This window comes from Streptomyces sp. NPDC005402, from assembly GCF_040606575.1.
Classification (GTDB): Bacteria; Actinomycetota; Actinomycetes; order Streptomycetales; family Streptomycetaceae; genus Streptomyces.
This window is the reverse complement of the sequence record NZ_JBEXFB010000014.1, coordinates 127,533-144,547: the sequence shown is the minus strand read 5'-3', so window position 1 is coordinate 144,547 and position 17,015 is coordinate 127,533. Positions and strand designations below refer to the sequence as shown.

Below are 17,015 nucleotides of genomic sequence, written 5' to 3'. Positions count from 1 at the left end.
GCGACGGGTGCGGTTCAAGTTGTTGTCCCCAGCCTGTGGATAGTGTCTCCCGGTGACCACTGGTTTGACCGGATGGCGTAGCCGCGCGTACCGTAACCAGGTCGAGTTGTCGATGGCTGCTGCCGCCTGCCTCCGATGGGCACAGATCGCGTCAGGTGATCGGTAAGCGGTGCACACGGGCGTAACTGCGAGCTACTCGTGGGCGCACGGTGACAGCCAGGACGGCACCCGCCACCACCGATTGATTTCTGGAGCCCCCGAGTGAGCAAGCGCACCTTCCAGCCGAACAACCGTCGTCGTGCCAAGACCCACGGCTTCCGTCTGCGGATGCGTACCCGTGCCGGCCGCGCGATCCTGGCGAACCGCCGCAGCAAGGGTCGCGCCAGCCTGTCCGCCTGATCCCGGTCAGGTCATGCCGTCGTGCTGCCCACCGAGAACCGGCTGAGGCGGCGCGAGGACTTCGCGACCGCAGTACGACGAGGGCGCCGGGCCGGACGCCCGTCCCTCGTCGTCCATTTTCGTAGCGGTGCCACGGACCCGCACGCGCCTGGGGAGAGCGCTCCCCCGACGCGTGCGGGTTTCGTCGTGAGCAAGGCCGTGGGCGGCGCCGTCGTGCGTAACAAGGTGAAGCGCAGGCTGCGTCACCTGATGCGCGACAGGGTCGCTCTGTTTCCCCCCGGTAGCCTGGTAGTGGTACGAGCGCTGCCCGAGGCGGGCGACGCCGATCACGAACAGCTGGCCCGAGACCTGGATGCCGCCGTTCAGCGGCTGCTGGGAGGGGGCGCACGATGAAGTACCCGCTGCTGGCGCTGATCAAGCTGTACCAGTGGACCATCAGCCCGCTGCTGGGGCCGGTGTGCAAGTACTACCCGTCGTGCTCCCACTACGGCTACCAGGCCATCGACCGGCACGGTGCGATCAAGGGAACGGCACTCACCGCCTGGCGCATCCTGCGGTGCAATCCGTGGTCGCTGGGCGGTGTGGACCATGTCCCGCCGCGCAAGCGTCCGCGGTGGCACGAAATGCTGCGTAACGCCTGGCGTGCACGTAGGGGCGGGCCCTCCGCCGCCTCGGCCACCGAGGGACAGACTCCTTCGAGCCCGGCCGCAGAGACTCCGTCCCATGCCCAAGGAGCATGATTAGTGGACACGATTGCCAGTCTTTTCAGCTTCATCACGACACCCGTCTCCTGGGTCATCGTTCAGTTCCACACGGTGTACGGCAAGATCTTCGGCCCTGACACCGGGTGGGCCTGGGGCCTGTCGATCGTGTCTCTCGTGATCCTGATTCGTATCTGCCTGATCCCGCTCTTCGTGAAGCAGATCAAGTCGACGCGGGCCATGCAGACGCTCCAGCCCGAGATGAAGAAGATCCAGGAGCGCTACAAGAACGACAAGCAGCGTCAGTCCGAAGAGATGATGAAGCTGTACAAGGAGACGGGCACCAACCCGCTCTCCTCGTGCCTTCCCATCCTGGCGCAGTCCCCGTTCTTCTTCGCCCTGTACCACGTGCTCAACGGCATCGCGACGGGCGACACCATTGGTGTCATCAACGAATCGCTGCTGGCCAGCGCCCGTAAGGCCCACATCTTCGGTGCCCCGCTCGCCGCGAAGTTCAAGGACGGCTCCGCCACCGTCCAGGCGCTGGGTGCCACGGTCACGGACGTGCGGGTCGTCACCGCGGTCATGATCGTCATGATGTCGGCGTCGCAGTTCTACACGCAGCGCCAGCTGATGACGAAGAACGTCGACACCACGGTCAAGACGCCGTTCATGCAGCAGCAGAAGATGCTGATGTACGTCTTCCCGGTCATGTTCGCCGTCTTCGGCATCAACTTCCCGGTCGGTGTCCTCGTCTACTGGCTGACCACCAACGTGTGGACCATGGGCCAGCAGATGTACGTCATCCACAACAACCCGACCCCGGGTTCCAAGGCCCAGGCCGCTTACCTGGAGCGCCTCACCAAGCACGTCACGACCCACGGCAAGGCCCGCAAGCGCAGCGAGCGCACCATCATCAAGGCGATCGTCGCCAAGGGCCGTGACCGCAACGAGTTCGAGCGCAAGTTCATCAACGGTCTGAACAAGGCGGGCCTCGCGGCCCAGGCCGACGGTTCGGTCATCCAGAGCGAGTCGCAGGCCGCGGTGCAGACCGAGGACGGTTCGCCGGCGAGCGCGGCGGCTCCCAAGCGTCAGCAGCCCAAGCGGCAGAGCAAGTCCCAGCGGCAGTCGGGTGCGGCTTCGGCCGGCTCGAAGGCGGCCGGTGACGACCAGCCGTCGGAGCCGATCTCGCTGAGCAAGTCCGACGAGCCCGAGGACGCCAAGCCCGCCGCTCCCGCCAAGAGTCAGTCCGGCGGCGGTACCCGCAGCAAGGCCCAGTCCGGACAGCGCAAGGGTCCGCAGCGGCCCAAGTCCCCGTCCAAGAAGTAAGAAGGAGTCCATCCCGTGACGGAAGGCACCACCTCCGCCGCTGCCGAGGGTGCAGACACCCTGACCCGCCTGGAGCAGGAGGGCGAGATCGCGGCGGACTACCTCGAGGGTCTGCTGGACATCGCCGATCTCGACGGCGACATCGACATGGACGTCGAGGCCGACCGCGCCGCTGTCTCGATCATCAGCGACGCGGGCGGCCGTGATCTGCAGAAGCTGGTCGGTCGTGACGGCGAGGTGCTGGAAGCCCTGCAGGAGCTCACCCGCCTGGCCGTGCACCGGGAGACCGGGGACCGCAGTCGGCTGATGCTGGACATCGGCGGTTACCGGGCAAAGAAGCGCGCGGAGCTCTCCGAACTGGGCGCCAAGGCCGCCGCCGAGGTGAAGAGCACCGGTGAGGCCGTGAAGCTCGACCCGATGACGCCGTTCGAGCGCAAGGTCGTGCACGATGCGATCAAGGCCGCCGGGCTGCGCAGCGAGTCCGAGGGCGAGGAGCCGCAGCGCTTCGTCGTCGTGCTTCCCGCCTGATCGGTCCGTACGTTCCTCCGGCCCCGTCTGTAGAGCAGGCGGGGCCGAACTTTGTCAGCCTGATAGTTCTGATGGTCGGCGCCCGGTGCGCTGATGCGGTACGGAAGGACGGTTCCCCGTGACGGAGGCAGCGGAGCTTCCCCCCGCGCCCGAACAGGCGCGCGAGGTGTTCGGCGATCGCTTCGAGGACGCGGTGCGCTACGCCGAGCTGCTCGCGGAGGCGGGTGTGCAGCGCGGTCTCATCGGCCCCCGTGAAGTGCCCCGTCTTTGGGAGCGGCATCTGCTGAACTGCGCGGTGCTCTCGGAGGTCGTTCCCGAGGGCGTGACGGTGTGCGACGTCGGCTCCGGTGCCGGTCTGCCCGGCATTCCTCTGGCGCTCGTCCGTGAGGACCTGAAGATCACGCTGTTGGAGCCGCTGCTGAGGCGCACGACCTTCCTGACGGAGGTGGTGGAGCTGCTGGGTCTGGACCATGTGACGGTCGTGCGGGGCCGTGCCGAAGAAGTCATGGGCAAGGTGACCCCCGTGCATGTGGTGACGGCCCGGGCCGTGGCCCCGTTGGACCGGCTGGCGACGTGGGGAGTCCCGCTGCTGCGGCCCTACGGCGAGATGCTCGCGCTCAAGGGCGACACCGCGGAGGAGGAACTCAAGGCGGCAGGGGTGGCCCTGAGCAAGCTCGGTGCCGTGGAGACCTCCATCCTGCATGTGGGTGAGGGCGTCGTCGACCCGCTGTCCACGGTGGTGAGGGTCGAGGTCGGGGAAAGTCCCGGCGGGGTACGTTTCGCGGCCAAGCGTGCCAAGGCGGCTCGTACCGGCCGCACGCGTCGACGTCGTTGATCCCCTTCCTGGCGACGAGACGTACTCCACACAAGCTGCCAAACCTATGCATGCCGGAGTGTCGCGGCAGATCGGGCACGGCTGCACTGCATCGTGTTTCACGTGAAACGTCGCTCACTGCTGCACGGCATCATCAGCCGGGGCCGCGCCGCGGCCGAACCCCGCGACCGGAAGCCTCTCGGGTCACTCGGAGAGGTAACGGAGTTGTCCACAGAGGTGGATTTCTCCACAGAACAACAGGCCTCACTGGTTCACGACCCCGAAGACATGGGAGGCTCTGTTCATTGCGAGCCTGAAGTCGAGGAGAGTGAATCCTTGCGGTCCGACGCCAACATCGCGGGACCGATGACCGATCCGGTCCCCGGTCCCCGAACCGAGTCGATGGGGGAGGATGTTTCACGTGAAACACCGCCCCCGATGGACGACACTCCGATCGGTCGTGCTGCCCAACTGGCGGTAGAGGCTCTTGGCCGGGCCGGCGAGGGTCTGCCACGGCCCGAGCAGACCCGGATCATGGTCGTGGCCAATCAGAAGGGTGGGGTGGGCAAGACGACGACGACCGTCAATCTTGCTGCTTCGCTGGCTCTGCACGGCGGTCGTGTCCTGGTGATCGACCTCGACCCCCAGGGCAACGCATCCACTGCGCTGGGTATCGACCACCACGCCGAAGTCCCGTCCATCTATGACGTCCTGGTCGAGAGCAGGCCGCTGGCCGAGGTCGTCCAGCCGGTCCCTGATGTCGAAGGCCTCTTCTGCGCCCCTGCCACCATCGATCTCGCCGGTGCGGAGATCGAGCTGGTGTCCCTGGTGGCACGTGAGAGCCGGCTGCAGCGCGCGATCCAGGCGTACGAGCAGCCTCTGGACTACATCCTCATCGACTGTCCACCCTCGCTCGGCCTGTTGACGGTCAATGCGCTCGTGGCCGGTGCGGAGGTCCTCATCCCGATCCAGTGCGAGTACTACGCGCTGGAGGGCCTCGGTCAGCTGCTGCGCAACGTCGATCTGGTGCGGGGCCACCTCAACCCCACCTTGCACGTATCGACCATCCTGCTCACCATGTACGACGGCCGGACGCGCCTCGCGTCCCAGGTCGCGGACGAGGTGCGCACCCACTTCGGCGAGGAGGTGCTGCGGACGAGCATTCCCCGCTCGGTCCGTATCTCCGAGGCGCCGAGTTATGGACAGACGGTGCTGACCTACGATCCAGGTTCGAGCGGTGCCCTGTCCTACCTGGAGGCGGCGCGAGAGATCGCGCTGAAGGGCGTCGGTGTCAGCTATGACCCGACCCAGGCGCACATCGGCGCACAGAGCAACCCAAGCATGGTGGAGGGGATCCAGTGAGCGAGCGACGGAGGGGTTTGGGCCGTGGTCTCGGCGCACTGATCCCGGCTGCCCCGACGGAGAAGACGCCGACTCCGGCGGCGATGGGGGGCCCCGGTTCAGCGTCACCGACGTCCGTCCCGGTGCTGACGACCGACCGCGGAGTGGCCGCAGCGAAGGTGGCTACGCTGCCGCCTGTTTCACATGAAACCGAGGCGCCGTCGGTCAACGGCCACGCGGAGATGCCCGCGCCTCCCGTGGGCGCTCACTTCGCCGAGCTCCCCCTCGACTCCATCACGCCGAACCCCCGCCAGCCGCGTGAGGTCTTCGACGATGACGCGCTCCAGGAACTGGTCACTTCCATCAAGGAAGTCGGTCTGCTCCAGCCGGTCGTCGTACGACAGGTCGGTCCCGCCCGCTACGAGCTCATCATGGGCGAGCGGCGCTGGCGGGCCAGCCGTGAGGCCGGCCTGGAGGCGATCCCCTCGATCGTGCGGGCCACGGAGGACGACAAGCTTCTCCTGGACGCCCTCCTGGAGAACCTGCACAGGGCTCAGCTGAACCCGCTGGAAGAGGCAGCCGCCTACGACCAGTTGCTGAAGGACTTCAACTGTACGCACGACCAGCTGGCGGACCGCATTGGCCGGTCCCGTCCGCAGGTCTCCAACACCCTGCGTCTGCTGAAGCTCTCGCCGGCCGTGCAGCGCCGAGTGGCCGCTGGAGTGCTCTCCGCCGGACACGCCCGTGCCCTGCTCTCCGTCGAAGACTCGGAGGAGCAGGACCGGCTGGCCCACCGGATCGTGGCCGAGGGACTTTCGGTGCGTGCGGTCGAGGAGATCGTGACCCTCATGGGGTCGCGGCCGCAGACCGCCCAGCGTTCCAAGGGGCCGCGTGCCGGCGCCCGGGTCTCCCCGGCGCTGACGGACCTCGCGACCCGCCTCTCGGACCGTTTTGAGACGCGGGTGAAGGTCGACCTGGGGCAGAAGAAGGGCAAGATCACCGTCGAGTTCGCCTCGATGGAGGACCTCGAACGCATCCTCAGCTCCCTCGCCCCCGGTGAGGGACCGGTTCTGCAGAAGAGCCTGCTGGACGGCGAAGCCGAGGAGACGGAAGGCTGAGCCAGGCCCCGCCGGGGTGACACCGCCCGGGCGAGCACGAAGAGCGGGACGTGTCCGGTGTGTCCCGAAACGCGGCCCGCTCTTTGCTTTCAGGCGGTATCGATGGAATCGCTGTGTGGATACGATGCGAATGGGTGCGGCGCATCCACCCGGCAGTACCTCTGAGGGGGAGGCAGAGGCCATGCGAACGATGGGTCGAAGCGGACTGGTGAGCGCGGGCCTGGGACTGGGGGTGGTCGGCGGATTCGTCGGCAGCCTGCTCAGGGAACGGAGCGCTCTGACGGCCGCCCGCGACGCGGCGGGCGAAGGAAGCGAGGAACTGCCTTCATGGGGCGTCGGCTCGTACCGCTCACGCTGGACAACCTTCCGGACCTACCCCGGCGTTGCCGCTCGTGTGTCTTCTGGGAGTTGGACCCCGTCAGCGGAGAAGCCGCGGTAAAGGCGGGAACACCCGCTCTGGAGAAGGAAGCCTGGATCTCCGCCGTACTGCTGGACTGGGGATCATGCGGCCGGGTCGTCTACGTCGACGACGTACCGGTCGGCTTCGTCCTCTACGCCCCTCCCGCATACGTTCCCCGCTCCACGGCGTTTCCCACGAGCCCTGTCTCTCCGGACGCCGTCCAGTTGATGACGTCGTTCATCATGCCGGGTTATCAGGGGCAGGGACTGGGCCGGGTGATGGTGCAGACGGTCGCCAAGGACCTGCTGCGGCGGGGCTTCAAGGCCATCGAGGCCTTCGGGGATGCCCGTTGGAAAGAGCCCGCCTGCCTGCTCCCTGCGGACCATCTCCTCGCGGTGGGCTTCAAGACGGTCAGACCCCATCCCACGTATCCGAGACTGAGGCTGGAGCTGCGGACCACGCTCTCCTGGAAAGAAGACGTGGAGATGGCACTCGACCGGCTTCTGGGGGCGGTACAGAAGGAACCGGCGTTGCGCCCCCTGTAATACGAGGGGGCCGACCCTTTCGGGCCGGCCCCCTCGTGTTTCACGTGAAACATCACTCGGCGATGAAGTCCTCAAGGTCGCGCACGATCGCGGCCTTCGGCTTGGCACCGACGATGGTCTTGGCGACCTCGCCACCCTGGTACACGTTCAGCGTCGGGATGGACATGACGCCGTACTTGGCGGCCGTACCCGGGTTCTCGTCGATGTTGAGCTTGACGATCTCGATCTTGTCGCCGTACTCGGCGGCGATCGCCTCGAGGGACGGCGCGATCTGACGGCACGGTCCGCACCAGGCGGCCCAGAAGTCCACCAGGACGGGCTTGTCGCTCTTCAGGACGTCCTGCTCGAAGGAATCGTCGGTCACATTCTTCAGGGTGCCGGCCACGGCGGGCTCCTTAACTGGGTTGGTGCGGTGGGGCGGGACGGGGGTCAGACAGCGGTCTTCTCGGGCTCGGCCTTCTCCTCGTCCGCGAGGGCGGCGAGGAAGCGCTCTGCGTCGAGAGCAGCGGAACAGCCGGTGCCGGCCGCGGTGATCGCCTGGCGGTAGGTGTGGTCGACCACGTCACCGGCGCCGAAGACTCCGGTCAGGTTGGTTCGGGTCGAAGGTGCTTCCACCTTCAGGTAGCCCTCACCGTCCAGCTCGAGCTGGCCCTTGAAGAGCTCGGTGCGCGGGTCGTGGCCGATCGCGATGAACAGGCCGGTGACCGCCAGGTCCGAGAGTTCGCCGGTCTTGAGGTTGCGCAGCTTCAGGCCCGAGAGTTTCGGGTCGCCCTGGATCTCGGCGACCTCGCTGTCCCAGACGAACTTGATCTTCGGGTCGGCGAAGGCGCGCTCCTGCATCGCCTTGGAGGCGCGCAGGGTGTCACGGCGGTGGACGATCGTCACGGACTTGGCGAAGCGGGAGAGGAAGGTCGCCTCCTCCATCGCGGTGTCACCGCCGCCGATCACGGCGATGTCCTGGTCCTTGAAGAAGAAGCCGTCACAGGTGGCGCACCACGAGACACCGCGTCCGGAGAGGGCGTCCTCGTTCGGCAGGCCGAGCTTGCGGTGCTGCGAGCCGGTGGTGACGATCACGGCCTTCGCCTGGTGGACTGTGCCCGAGGTGTCGGTGACGGTCTTGATCTCACCGGTCAGGTCGACGCTGACGATGTCGTCCGGGACGAGCTCGGCACCGAAACGCTCCGCCTGGGCACGCATGTTGTCCATGAGCTCGGGGCCCATGATGCCGTCCTGGAAGCCGGGGAAGTTCTCCACCTCGGTGGTGTTCATCAGCGCGCCGCCTGCGGTGACGGCGCCCTCGAACACCAGCGGCTTCAGCGACGCGCGCGCGGTGTAGAGCGCCGCCGTGTAGCCGGCGGGCCCGGAGCCGATGATGATCACGTTACGGACGTCGCTCACGGCTTGGTTCCTCGTCTCTGGACTGCGTCGTCGGACCGGTGGAGCCCCTCTCAGAACTCTCACCCCACCCAACGGATCCTAAGGGGCGCGCATTCCCGGTGTGTCCGGGCACACGGAGAGGCCACACCGTACGGATTACCACGCAGGACAGAGACGAAGCGCGAGGGCTCAGGAGTGCGCGTAGGACTGCTTCAACAGAACCTTCGCGGTGCCCGTCGGTGCGGTCTTCACGCACGATGCATCCACGATGTAGGCGGTGACCCGGGTGCTGTCGGAGGGATCACGCAGCACGACGAGGAGCGCGTCCGTGCCCTTGTAGACGCCGTCCTCGGTCGCGAGTGGTGTCTCGCTGGTGTGGATGCCGTTCTGGATGCACTGGGGAACCTCGGGTGTCACGAGGATGTGGGGATCCCCGGAGCCCGGGATGTTCGCCGCGCCCATGCTGGTGTGCGGAGCCCGAGATCCGCCGCTCGCACTTTTCTTGTCCGTGAGAAGTTCCGAGACCTGCTTCTCGAGTCCGCTCGCGGAGAAGGTGTCGGCGGAGGTGGTCGCCTGTCCGCGTGCCGCGTCGGTCGGCTTGCCGTCATCCAACGCGGACAGCAGGACGGAACCGAATCCCAGAGCCGCGACGGTGAAGACTGCGCCGAGGACCGCGACCTTGCGGCGGCCGTTCCTCTTGCGGTCCTTGCGGCCGGGGCCGGTGGTGGCCGTACGGGCGTGTCCCGTGGGGCGGTCGGCCGTGGGCGATGTTTCACGTGAAACATGTGCAGTCTCAACTGGCGCCGGTGCGTTCACGGCCTCGGGGGCAGTTGCCTGCAGGAGAGTTTCGGCGGCGAGGGCGGCGTCGATCCTGCCGGCGACGTCGGCGGGCATCTGCGGTGGGCCCGGCAATGTGCCGAGCAGTCCGCGGATTTCCTCCAGCGAGGCGTGTACGTCTGCGCAGAGTTCGCACTCATCCAGATGGCGACGTACGTCCGCGGTCCTGGAAGCGGGGAGGAGGCCTTCGGTGAGGTCGGAGATCTCCGCGACATCCGGGTGCCCGGCTGTGTCTGTCGTGGAAGTCACGCTCGCCCACCTCCGCCCTTCATTGCAGCTGAATCGCTTGATCCCGAATCCGGCGGGCCTTCTGACGGAGGTCCCGCTGCGGGTGGGACGGATGTCCCCTGCGTCCGGTTCCGCCCGAAGCCCGTTTCTCTGCCGTCTCCGGTTTTTTCCGGCCGGAGATGAGTGAGAAGGGGGAGGAGTCTGGCTCTGCCTCGGGCGCAGCGGCTCTTCACCGTCCCTGTCGGCACGTCGAGCATGCGGGCGGCTTCGGCGACCGGGTAGCCCTGCATGTCCACGAGGACGAGGGCGGCGCGCTGGTCGGGCGGGAGCGTGCCGAGGGCTTCCAGGAGCTGGCGGTGGAGGTCGTTGCGCTCCGCGGGCGCCGAGGCGGACTCGTGCGGCTCCAGGAGCTGCTCCAGGCGCTCGGTGTCGTCCACGGGAGATGTCTTGCGGGAGGCTGCCTTTCTGGCCCGGTCCAGGCAGGCGTTCACCGTGATCCGGTGCAGCCAGGTCGTGACCGCCGACTGACCCCGGAAGGTGTGGGCGGCCCGGTAGGCGGACACCAGGGCGTCCTGAACGGCGTCAGCGGCTTCCTCACGGTCCCCGAGCGTGCGGAGGGCGACGGCCCAGAGCCGATCCCGGTGCCGCCGCACGAGCTCACCGAAGGCCTCGGGGTCGCCCTCTACGTGACGGGCCAGGAGATCCTGATCGCTGGTGTCGCCGTACGCGGTGTCATCTGCCATCGGACCCCCTCCTCAGCCTTAACTGGTGACCTTGATGTCCGCCACCCGGCCGCGGTAGGTGCCTTCCTCGGTCAGGGGCAGCTTGGTCAGCCAGACCAGAAGGTAGCGGGACTTCACGGTCTTGTCCGGCTTGAGCGGGACACCCGTACCGGAGCCCTCGGCGACCTTGGTGTATGCGTCGAAGGTGGTCGGCCGGGAACTCGCGTCGCTTGAGGCGGCACGTAGTTCGACAGACGTGTCGCCCATGAACGTGACAGTGACCTTGCCGATGTCCTGGACCTTGCCGAGGTCGAGAATTATCCCGAGGCCCGGCTTGAGGTTCCCGAAGCGGGCGCCCTCGTAGAAGTCCGTCTGCCAGTACGACGAGGTGTCGTCGTCGTAGGCCTTCTTTATGTCGGTCGGCTTCTCGGATCCGTCGCCGAACGGGTCGAAGTCGTACCCCTTGACGATGGCGATCGGAACACTGGCTGCCTTTGTCGGGCTCTTGTCGCCGTCGTCGGTCGTCTGGGTCTGGTTCTCGTCCGACGTGCCGCTCCGATCCATCAGCGCGTCCGCGAGCTGCCAACTGCCGAGACCGAGCGCGGCGATGAGGAGGGCGGAGACCGCCCACTTCAGGGCCCGGCCCGTGCGGCTCTGCAGCGGCGGTGGCGGGGACGGCACAGGCTGGGTGACGCCGGAGTGCGGTGCCGGGCGGCCGTACGTGCCCTGTTGGTACGTCGTGCGCTGGTACTCGGGCGGGGCTGTGAACGCCGGCTCCGGCGGGCGGATGCGGGGCATCTCACCGATCGCCTTGACCAGTTCCTCGGGTGTGGTGCACGCCGACTCGTGCCGCGAGGCGGTCGCACCGTCGTTGGCGAGCGCCCGCATGGACAGCTCGGACAGCCCACGGTGGACACCCGCCCGCACCTGATCGGGTGCGATGAGACCGACGTCCTTGGGCAGACCGGCCAGACCGTAGGCGTCGTTCTCGTACGGCCAGCGCTGGGTGAGCGCCGCGTACAGGAGCGCGCCGATGGCCTCCGTGTCGGTGCGCTGCGGAGTCTCCGAACTGGCGCCCCGCAGCGCGGCGTTCACGGCGAGGCCGCGGATGCGCCACTGCCCGCTCGACGTACGCAGGACCGCGTTCGGGTTCAGCCGCAGATGCGCGAGGCCCTCACGGTGGGCCGCGACCATGGCGGACGCCACCTGACTGACCATCTGGTAGGCGTCGTACACCTCCAGCGGGCCCGGGGCGAGGAGGGTGGTCAGCTCGGTTGCGTCGGGGAGCCACTCGTGGACGACGTAGACGACGTCGTTCTCCTCGACGGCGTCCAGGACCTGGACGAAACGCGGGTCGCCCAGCAGCGCGGAGGAACGGGCCGCGGCCAGGACGGAGCGCGCCCGAGCATGGTCCGCGGGCAGGATGTGCACGCCGACGGCCCGACGGAGTTTCTCGTCGACGGCACGCCAACTGCTGAACCCGTCCAGACGGGTGACGCACTCCTCGAGACGGTAGCGTCTGGCGAGCTTGTGGCCGCTGTGCAACTCCGGCGGTGACGCCTTGCCAGGACTCTCGGTCCCGCCACTCCCCTGTGCCTCGACGTCTTCCGTGTCCCGCTCCCGGTTCTTGGCCACGCCGTCGGCCGTGGGCTGGTCCGCCTTGGCGGTCAGCGGTTCGTCACCGCTGTTGTCTGCCACGTCGACGGCAGCCGTGCTCCGTTCCGCCACCGTCGTTCCCTGCCTCCCCATTCATTGCGCGCCGTGCGACGCAGAATCCAATTGTGCCCACAGTCCGCCGCTATGCACGACACACGGTGGCGGACGATGGTTGTGCGCGTACCCCTGCCTCAGCGCCCCAGACGCCCCCGGACCATGCCGACCAGTGAGTTCAGCTCCTCGATCCGCATCTTGCGTGCGGCGATGAAGAAGATCCCGAGCAGAACCGCGCCACCCGCGATCAGAGCGGCGAACGAACCGACAACTCCCTGGCCGAGCGAGTGACCGATGCCGTAGCAGGCCGCTCCGCTGAGCAGCGCCGCCGGGACGGAGGCGATGCAGAGTCGGGCGTAGGTCCGCAGGACGCGGTTGCCGTCCAGGTCGCCGCCGAGCCGCTTGCGCAGCCGGTTCCAGGCGACGCCGACGCCGATCGCGTAGGCGAGACCGTACGAGGCAGCCATGCCCGCCACGGCCCAGCGCGGCGGCAGTACCACGTAACACAGAGCCGATGCGCCCGCGTTGACCGCCGCCACGATGACCGTGTTGTAGAAGGGGGTGCGGGTGTCCTCGTATGCGTAGAAGGCGCGCAGGACGACGTACTGCACCGAGTAGGGGATCAGGCCGAGGCCGAAGGCCATCAGCATGTACCCCATGTTCGTGGCCTCGCCGGTGCCCGAGGAGCCGAAGATCAGCGTGCACATCGGGATGCCGAGGGCGAGGAACCCGAAGGAGATCGGCACGATGGCGACGGCCGTGGTACGCAGCCCCTGAGAGATGTCGTCACGGACTGCGCCGCTGTCTCCCTCGGCCGCCGAGCGGGCCAGGCGGGGCAGCAGAGCCGCCATCAGGGAGACGGTGATGATGGCCTGCGGCAGGCCCCAGATGAGTTGGGCGTTGGCATAGGCGGAGAAGCCGGTGCCGTCGAGGGGAGAGGCCTTGCCGGATGCGGTGGACAACTGGGTGACGACGAGTGCGCCTGCCTGGTTGGCCAGCACGAACAGGACGGTCCACTTGGCGAGCGTTACGGCCTTGCCGAGTCCGTGGCCGCGCCAGTCGAAGCGCAGCCGCATACGGAAGCCGGTTTCGCGCAGGTACGGGATCATCGCCAGTGCCTGCACCACGAGGCCGAGCAGGACGCCGACGCCGAGCAGGCGCTGTCCCTCCGGCGGGATGTTCGTGACCTTCATTCCGGAGTCGGCCGCGGTGCCGTAGACCCACATGAACATGCCGAGCGTCACGATGATGACGATGTTGTTCAGGACCGGGGTCCACATCATCGCGCCGAACTTCCCACGCGCGTTGAGGATCTGGCCCATCACCACATGGATGCCCATGAAGAAGATCGAGGGCAGGAAGTACCGCACGAAGGTGATGCCGACTTCGTTTGCCGCCGGGTCGCTGGCCACCGAGTCGGACAGCAGCCGGATCAGGAACGGGGCACCGAGGACCGCGAGGGCGGTCAGAGTACCGAGCGCCACCATCACCAGGGTCAGCAGCCGGTTGGCGTACGCCTCGCCGCCGTCCTCGTCCTCCTTCATGGCGCGCACGAGCTGCGGCACGAACACGGAGTTGAGGCCACCGCCGACGGTCAGGATGTAGATCATCGTCGGCAGCTGGTAGGCGACCTGGAAGGTGTCACCGAGCAGACCGACACCCAACGCCGAAACGATCAGCGCCGAGCGGATGAAGCCCGTAAGACGCGAGACCATCGTGCCGGCCGCCATCACGGCGCTCGACTTCAGCAGGCCCCCGGCCTTCCCGCCCTTCTTCGCGGGAGCAGCGGGGGCCGCAGTCACCGCCGCAGCCGGCGCGGTACCGAGATTCATGGTCTCGTCGGCCGAGGGCGCGGGCGCCACCGGCGCCTGGAACTGCGGTGTCGGTGACGGCCCGCCCGGCCCCGGCACCGACGGGGGATCAGTCGGGCGGCCGCCGCGCTGCTGCTGATCGCGGAAAAGGTGCGCGAACGCGTCCGGCTCGTGGCGTTCCTCGCCGGCCTGGCTCACCAGGTCGTCGACCCCCACGAACTGGGTGGTGCGAGGGTCGTCGCCGTACGGCAGATACTGCGTCGGGCCTTCCGGCTCGGGCGCCGGGGTCTGCGCCCAGACGTGCGGGTCCGGGGCGTAAGGAGACTGGGGCGGCTGGGAGTACAGCGGTTGCTGAGGCTGATAGGTGCCGGGGGGCGGCGGGGGGTGCGCGGCCCGGTCGTACAGGGCCTCGGCGACCGGGTCCTGGGCATGGAGGTCCTGTGCCCGGTAGGGGTCCTGGTCGTAGGCGTCCTGGAGGTACATGTCCGCGGGAGCCTGCGGCGGCACCTGGCCATGCTCGGGCGGCGGCCCCTCGGAGCGACCCGAGCTGTCCGCGCCCTGACCGTGATCACCGTCGTACGGCGCGTTCATGGTTACCCCACCTCATCGTCCCGGGCCCACCGGCCACGACATCCTCAACGGTCCACTCTCTCACCCGTGCCGGACGGGTCGGCGCTTTCCGCTGCGGTGTCCGCTGTCAGATCACTCGGCTGCTCCGGGTCGTCCGCCCCTGGTCCGGTGCCGGTCTCCTCCTTGAGACGGTCCTCGGGGCCTTCCGGGTTCTCCGGGCCGTCCACGGCTTCGCCCGCCTCGTCGTCGGGGCCGTTCCGCTCGGCCTCCCGGGCGGCGGCGCGCTTGCGCTGGGTGTACATCCGGAACCCTGCCAGCACCAGCAGCAGGACACCGCCGCCGATGACCAGCATCACGGTGGCCGTGAACTCGGTGACCTTCACGTCGAACCTGACGGACTCGCCGTACGGCTGGCCGTCCTCCGTGTACAGCTGGGCGATCACTGAGGCCTTGCCGTTGGCGTTGGCCGTCGTGGTGAACTTCACCGTCTGGCTGTGGCCGCCCGAGACCTCGACGGGCTGCTCGTCGTAGGAGGAGCCGCCGATCTCGAGACGGTTCGGGCTCAGGGAGGTCAGCCGCAGCCTCAGGTGCTCCACTCCCTGCACCAGGTTGTTCTGGACTGTCACGGGGATCGTGGCACTGCGGCCGGAGAGTTTGGTCTCCGACTTGTCGATCAGGCTGACCTGGGAGGTCAGTTCGTCGAGGTAGGCCTCGACGTCGCTGCGGAAGCCGCTCGCCTCGGTGGCGCGGCCCCGCCACGACGTGGACATCTCGCGGTTCATGGCCCGTCCGAAGGGGGTCACGACGCGGGACTGGTCGGAGAGGATCACCTTGAAGTTGTCGAGCTTGTTCTGCGTGCTCGCGATCTGCTGGAAGGCCCACTTGGGCAGCGCCTGCTTGCGCAGCGAGGAGGGGTAGGCGGACGCGGAGGGGACCTTGGTGGTGGCCCCGGGATCGGGCTTGGCCGCAGCCGCCGCCGTGAGCTTCTGGGGCTGCGACCAGTTACCGCCCTGCAACGCGGTGATCGCTTCGGCCATCGCGTCCGCCTGGCTCGCCGTGGGCATGCGCTGCGGGGCGACGACGATGCTGCGCTGCTTGTCCGTCTGGAGGTCGAGAGTGAGGCTCTGGGCGAGGAACCGCTGGACGGCGAGCGTGGCGGAGGAGGCTTTCGTCAGATCGCCCTGGAAGGCCGTGGACATCCGCGCGTCCGCGACGACCGCCGTGGTGCCGCCACCGATGGGGCGGGCCGCGGAGGGGGTGTACGACAGTCCGGCGGTCTCCTGGAGGCTGTCGCTGCGGGCGATCACCTTGTCGGCGCCGGCGGAGGTGGCGACCTTGACGATCGACGGGTCCACCGCGCCGTTCACCGGCCAGGCGAAGTCGGTGCTCGGCGTCACGTGGAGCACGGTCCGCACCGTGGTGGCCGCGACGTCGGTCGCCTCGTCGAGGTGGCTGAGCGAGCCGGTGACGCTCGTGCCGTTGTGGGCCAGGGAAGCGAGGTCAGGGTCGGCGAAGGGAAGCGCGACGACCTCCTTGTCCTCCACCGCCTTCTGCAGCCTGGCCAGCCACTGCTTGGCGAGTGCCTGGTGTGTGCCCGGGGTGGTGGTGTCACCCTCACCCTGGATCCGGTAGCTGCGGGTCATCGCGTCGACGGACGCCAGTAGGTCCGGGTCGATCACCCACGTGACGTTCAGGTTCTCGCCGAGCGAGAGCATCTGGTCCAGGCGGCCGCCCGCCGAGATCTCCTCGGCGAGGTCGTCGTTGAGGAAGACCGGTGTCTGCTGTGCGTTCGAGCCGGTCTCCGCCGTCATGTGCACGGTGGAGATCAGCGGCCACAGGAAGGTCGTCTTCGTCTTTGTGTCCGCCTCGTCGGCCTGCCAGGGCAGGAACGTCCGCTGGATGCCGAGCGGCTGGTCCCACGACTGCGCGGAGGTCCTGCCCGAGAGGGAGACGGCGAACTGGTAGACGCCGGCGTCACCGAGGTCCAGCTCGTCGACCGGCACGGAGATGGAGAAGGGCTCTGCCACCCCAGGGGTCAGCTTCGCGAACTTCGCCACGTACTTGCCGCCGACCTCGGACCCCGTGGCGCCCTGGAGGGAGTCCTCGTCGTCGGTGACGGTGTCGATCGACGAGCGGGTGTTCAGCTCCGGGCCCACCTGCAGGCCCACATGGGCCGCTGTGACAGCCTGCTTGCCGTTGTTGGTCACCGTCCCTGACACGGTGAGCGTGTCACCGTCCGTAGGTGTGGTGGGGCTGAGCGTGTCGATCGCGACCGATACCGATCCGGTGTCGTCGGCGGCCTGGGCGGGGATTGCGGCGGGAAGCTGGCACAGGCCGGCCACAAGAGGGACGCCTGCGAGCAGGGCCCCGGTACGCCGCAGCCAGCGGCGGGCAGGTGAGGGACTCGTCCCCTGGAAGTCTGCCGCCTCGGCCACGCGCTCGCCCGTCCCTCGTCGTCGTCAGTGGTCGTCGGAATGTGCGTCCACGCATGGTAACGATGCGCGCTGAGGGGAAGTGCCGCGGACTGCTCCACAAGATCGGGGGACGCTGCCGCACTGTCCCGTATGTGCACGTATAAAGGGGAG

Annotated in this window: 16 protein-coding genes; 9 read left to right on the top strand and 7 right to left on the bottom strand. The window is 68.0% G+C overall.

The window, feature by feature from the left end; all coding sequences use genetic code 11:
- Positions 1–261 precede the first annotated feature (261 nt).
- From rpmH to ABZT02_RS26580, 9 genes are all read left to right on the top strand, one after another.
- A complete protein-coding gene (gene rpmH, locus ABZT02_RS26620) occupies positions 262–399 on the top strand; it encodes a 50S ribosomal protein L34 (protein WP_005482975.1) in 138 nt (45 codons plus the stop codon).
- Positions 400–420: 21 nt separating this feature from the next.
- Positions 421–792: a ribonuclease P protein component gene (gene rnpA / locus ABZT02_RS26615; RefSeq protein WP_059208182.1), complete on the top strand. Its 372-nt coding sequence runs from the start codon at positions 421–423 to the stop codon at positions 790–792.
- The gene (yidD, locus tag ABZT02_RS26610; protein ID WP_037707204.1) at positions 789–1,139 is read left to right on the top strand and encodes a membrane protein insertion efficiency factor YidD; all 351 of its coding nucleotides are present in this window, start codon (positions 789–791) and stop codon (positions 1,137–1,139) included. The genes rnpA and yidD overlap by 4 nt, the downstream gene beginning before the upstream one ends.
- A gap of 3 nt (positions 1,140–1,142) precedes the next feature.
- Complete coding sequence (gene yidC / locus ABZT02_RS26605; RefSeq protein ID WP_356021489.1) at positions 1,143–2,429, top strand: membrane protein insertase YidC; 1,287 nt, start codon at positions 1,143–1,145, stop codon at positions 2,427–2,429.
- A 15-nt stretch (positions 2,430–2,444) separates the two neighbouring features.
- Complete coding sequence (locus ABZT02_RS26600; RefSeq protein ID WP_356021487.1) at positions 2,445–2,957, top strand: R3H domain-containing nucleic acid-binding protein; 513 nt, start codon at positions 2,445–2,447, stop codon at positions 2,955–2,957.
- Positions 2,958–3,075: 118 nt separating this feature from the next.
- A complete protein-coding gene (gene rsmG, locus ABZT02_RS26595; protein ID WP_356021485.1) occupies positions 3,076–3,792 on the top strand; it encodes a 16S rRNA (guanine(527)-N(7))-methyltransferase RsmG in 717 nt (238 codons plus the stop codon).
- A 267-nt stretch (positions 3,793–4,059) separates the two neighbouring features.
- Positions 4,060–5,133 carry a ParA family protein gene (locus ABZT02_RS26590; protein ID WP_356021668.1) on the top strand — a complete coding sequence of 358 codons (1,074 nt, stop codon included), beginning with the start codon at positions 4,060–4,062 and terminating at the stop codon, positions 5,131–5,133.
- A complete protein-coding gene (locus tag ABZT02_RS26585) occupies positions 5,130–6,230 on the top strand; it encodes a ParB/RepB/Spo0J family partition protein (protein WP_356021483.1) in 1,101 nt (366 codons plus the stop codon). The genes ABZT02_RS26590 and ABZT02_RS26585 overlap by 4 nt, the downstream gene beginning before the upstream one ends.
- Positions 6,231–6,557: 327 nt before the next feature.
- Positions 6,558–7,175: a GNAT family N-acetyltransferase gene (locus ABZT02_RS26580; RefSeq protein WP_356021481.1), complete on the top strand. Its 618-nt coding sequence runs from the start codon at positions 6,558–6,560 to the stop codon at positions 7,173–7,175.
- Between the two features lie 52 nt (positions 7,176–7,227).
- On the opposite strand, the gene trxA is transcribed toward ABZT02_RS26580, so the two are convergent.
- The 7 genes from trxA to ABZT02_RS26545 all read right to left on the bottom strand — a co-directional run bounded on the left by trxA (position 7,228) and on the right by ABZT02_RS26545 (position 16,865).
- Positions 7,228–7,560: a thioredoxin gene (gene trxA / locus ABZT02_RS26575; protein ID WP_007383275.1), complete on the bottom strand. Its 333-nt coding sequence runs from the start codon at positions 7,558–7,560 to the stop codon at positions 7,228–7,230.
- Positions 7,561–7,604: 44 nt separating this feature from the next.
- A complete protein-coding gene (gene trxB / locus ABZT02_RS26570; protein WP_356021479.1) occupies positions 7,605–8,573 on the bottom strand; it encodes a thioredoxin-disulfide reductase in 969 nt (322 codons plus the stop codon).
- 168 nt (positions 8,574–8,741) lie between these two features.
- Positions 8,742–9,638 carry a hypothetical protein gene (locus tag ABZT02_RS26565; RefSeq protein ID WP_356021477.1) on the bottom strand — a complete coding sequence of 299 codons (897 nt, stop codon included), beginning with the start codon at positions 9,636–9,638 and terminating at the stop codon, positions 8,742–8,744.
- Entirely contained in the window at positions 9,635–10,360 is a 726-nt protein-coding gene (gene sigM / locus ABZT02_RS26560; RefSeq protein ID WP_356021475.1) for an RNA polymerase sigma factor SigM, read from the bottom strand. The genes ABZT02_RS26565 and sigM overlap by 4 nt, the downstream gene beginning before the upstream one ends.
- 18 nt (positions 10,361–10,378) lie before the next feature.
- Positions 10,379–12,067, bottom strand: a complete 1,689-nt coding sequence (locus ABZT02_RS26555) for a protein kinase family protein (RefSeq protein WP_356021474.1) — start codon at positions 12,065–12,067, stop codon at positions 10,379–10,381.
- A gap of 119 nt (positions 12,068–12,186) precedes the next feature.
- Positions 12,187–14,451: a murein biosynthesis integral membrane protein MurJ gene (gene murJ / locus ABZT02_RS26550; RefSeq protein ID WP_356021472.1), complete on the bottom strand. Its 2,265-nt coding sequence runs from the start codon at positions 14,449–14,451 to the stop codon at positions 12,187–12,189.
- A 44-nt stretch (positions 14,452–14,495) separates the two neighbouring features.
- The gene (locus ABZT02_RS26545; RefSeq protein ID WP_356021470.1) at positions 14,496–16,865 is read right to left on the bottom strand and encodes a DUF6049 family protein; all 2,370 of its coding nucleotides are present in this window, start codon (positions 16,863–16,865) and stop codon (positions 14,496–14,498) included.
- Positions 16,866–17,015 lie beyond the last annotated feature (150 nt).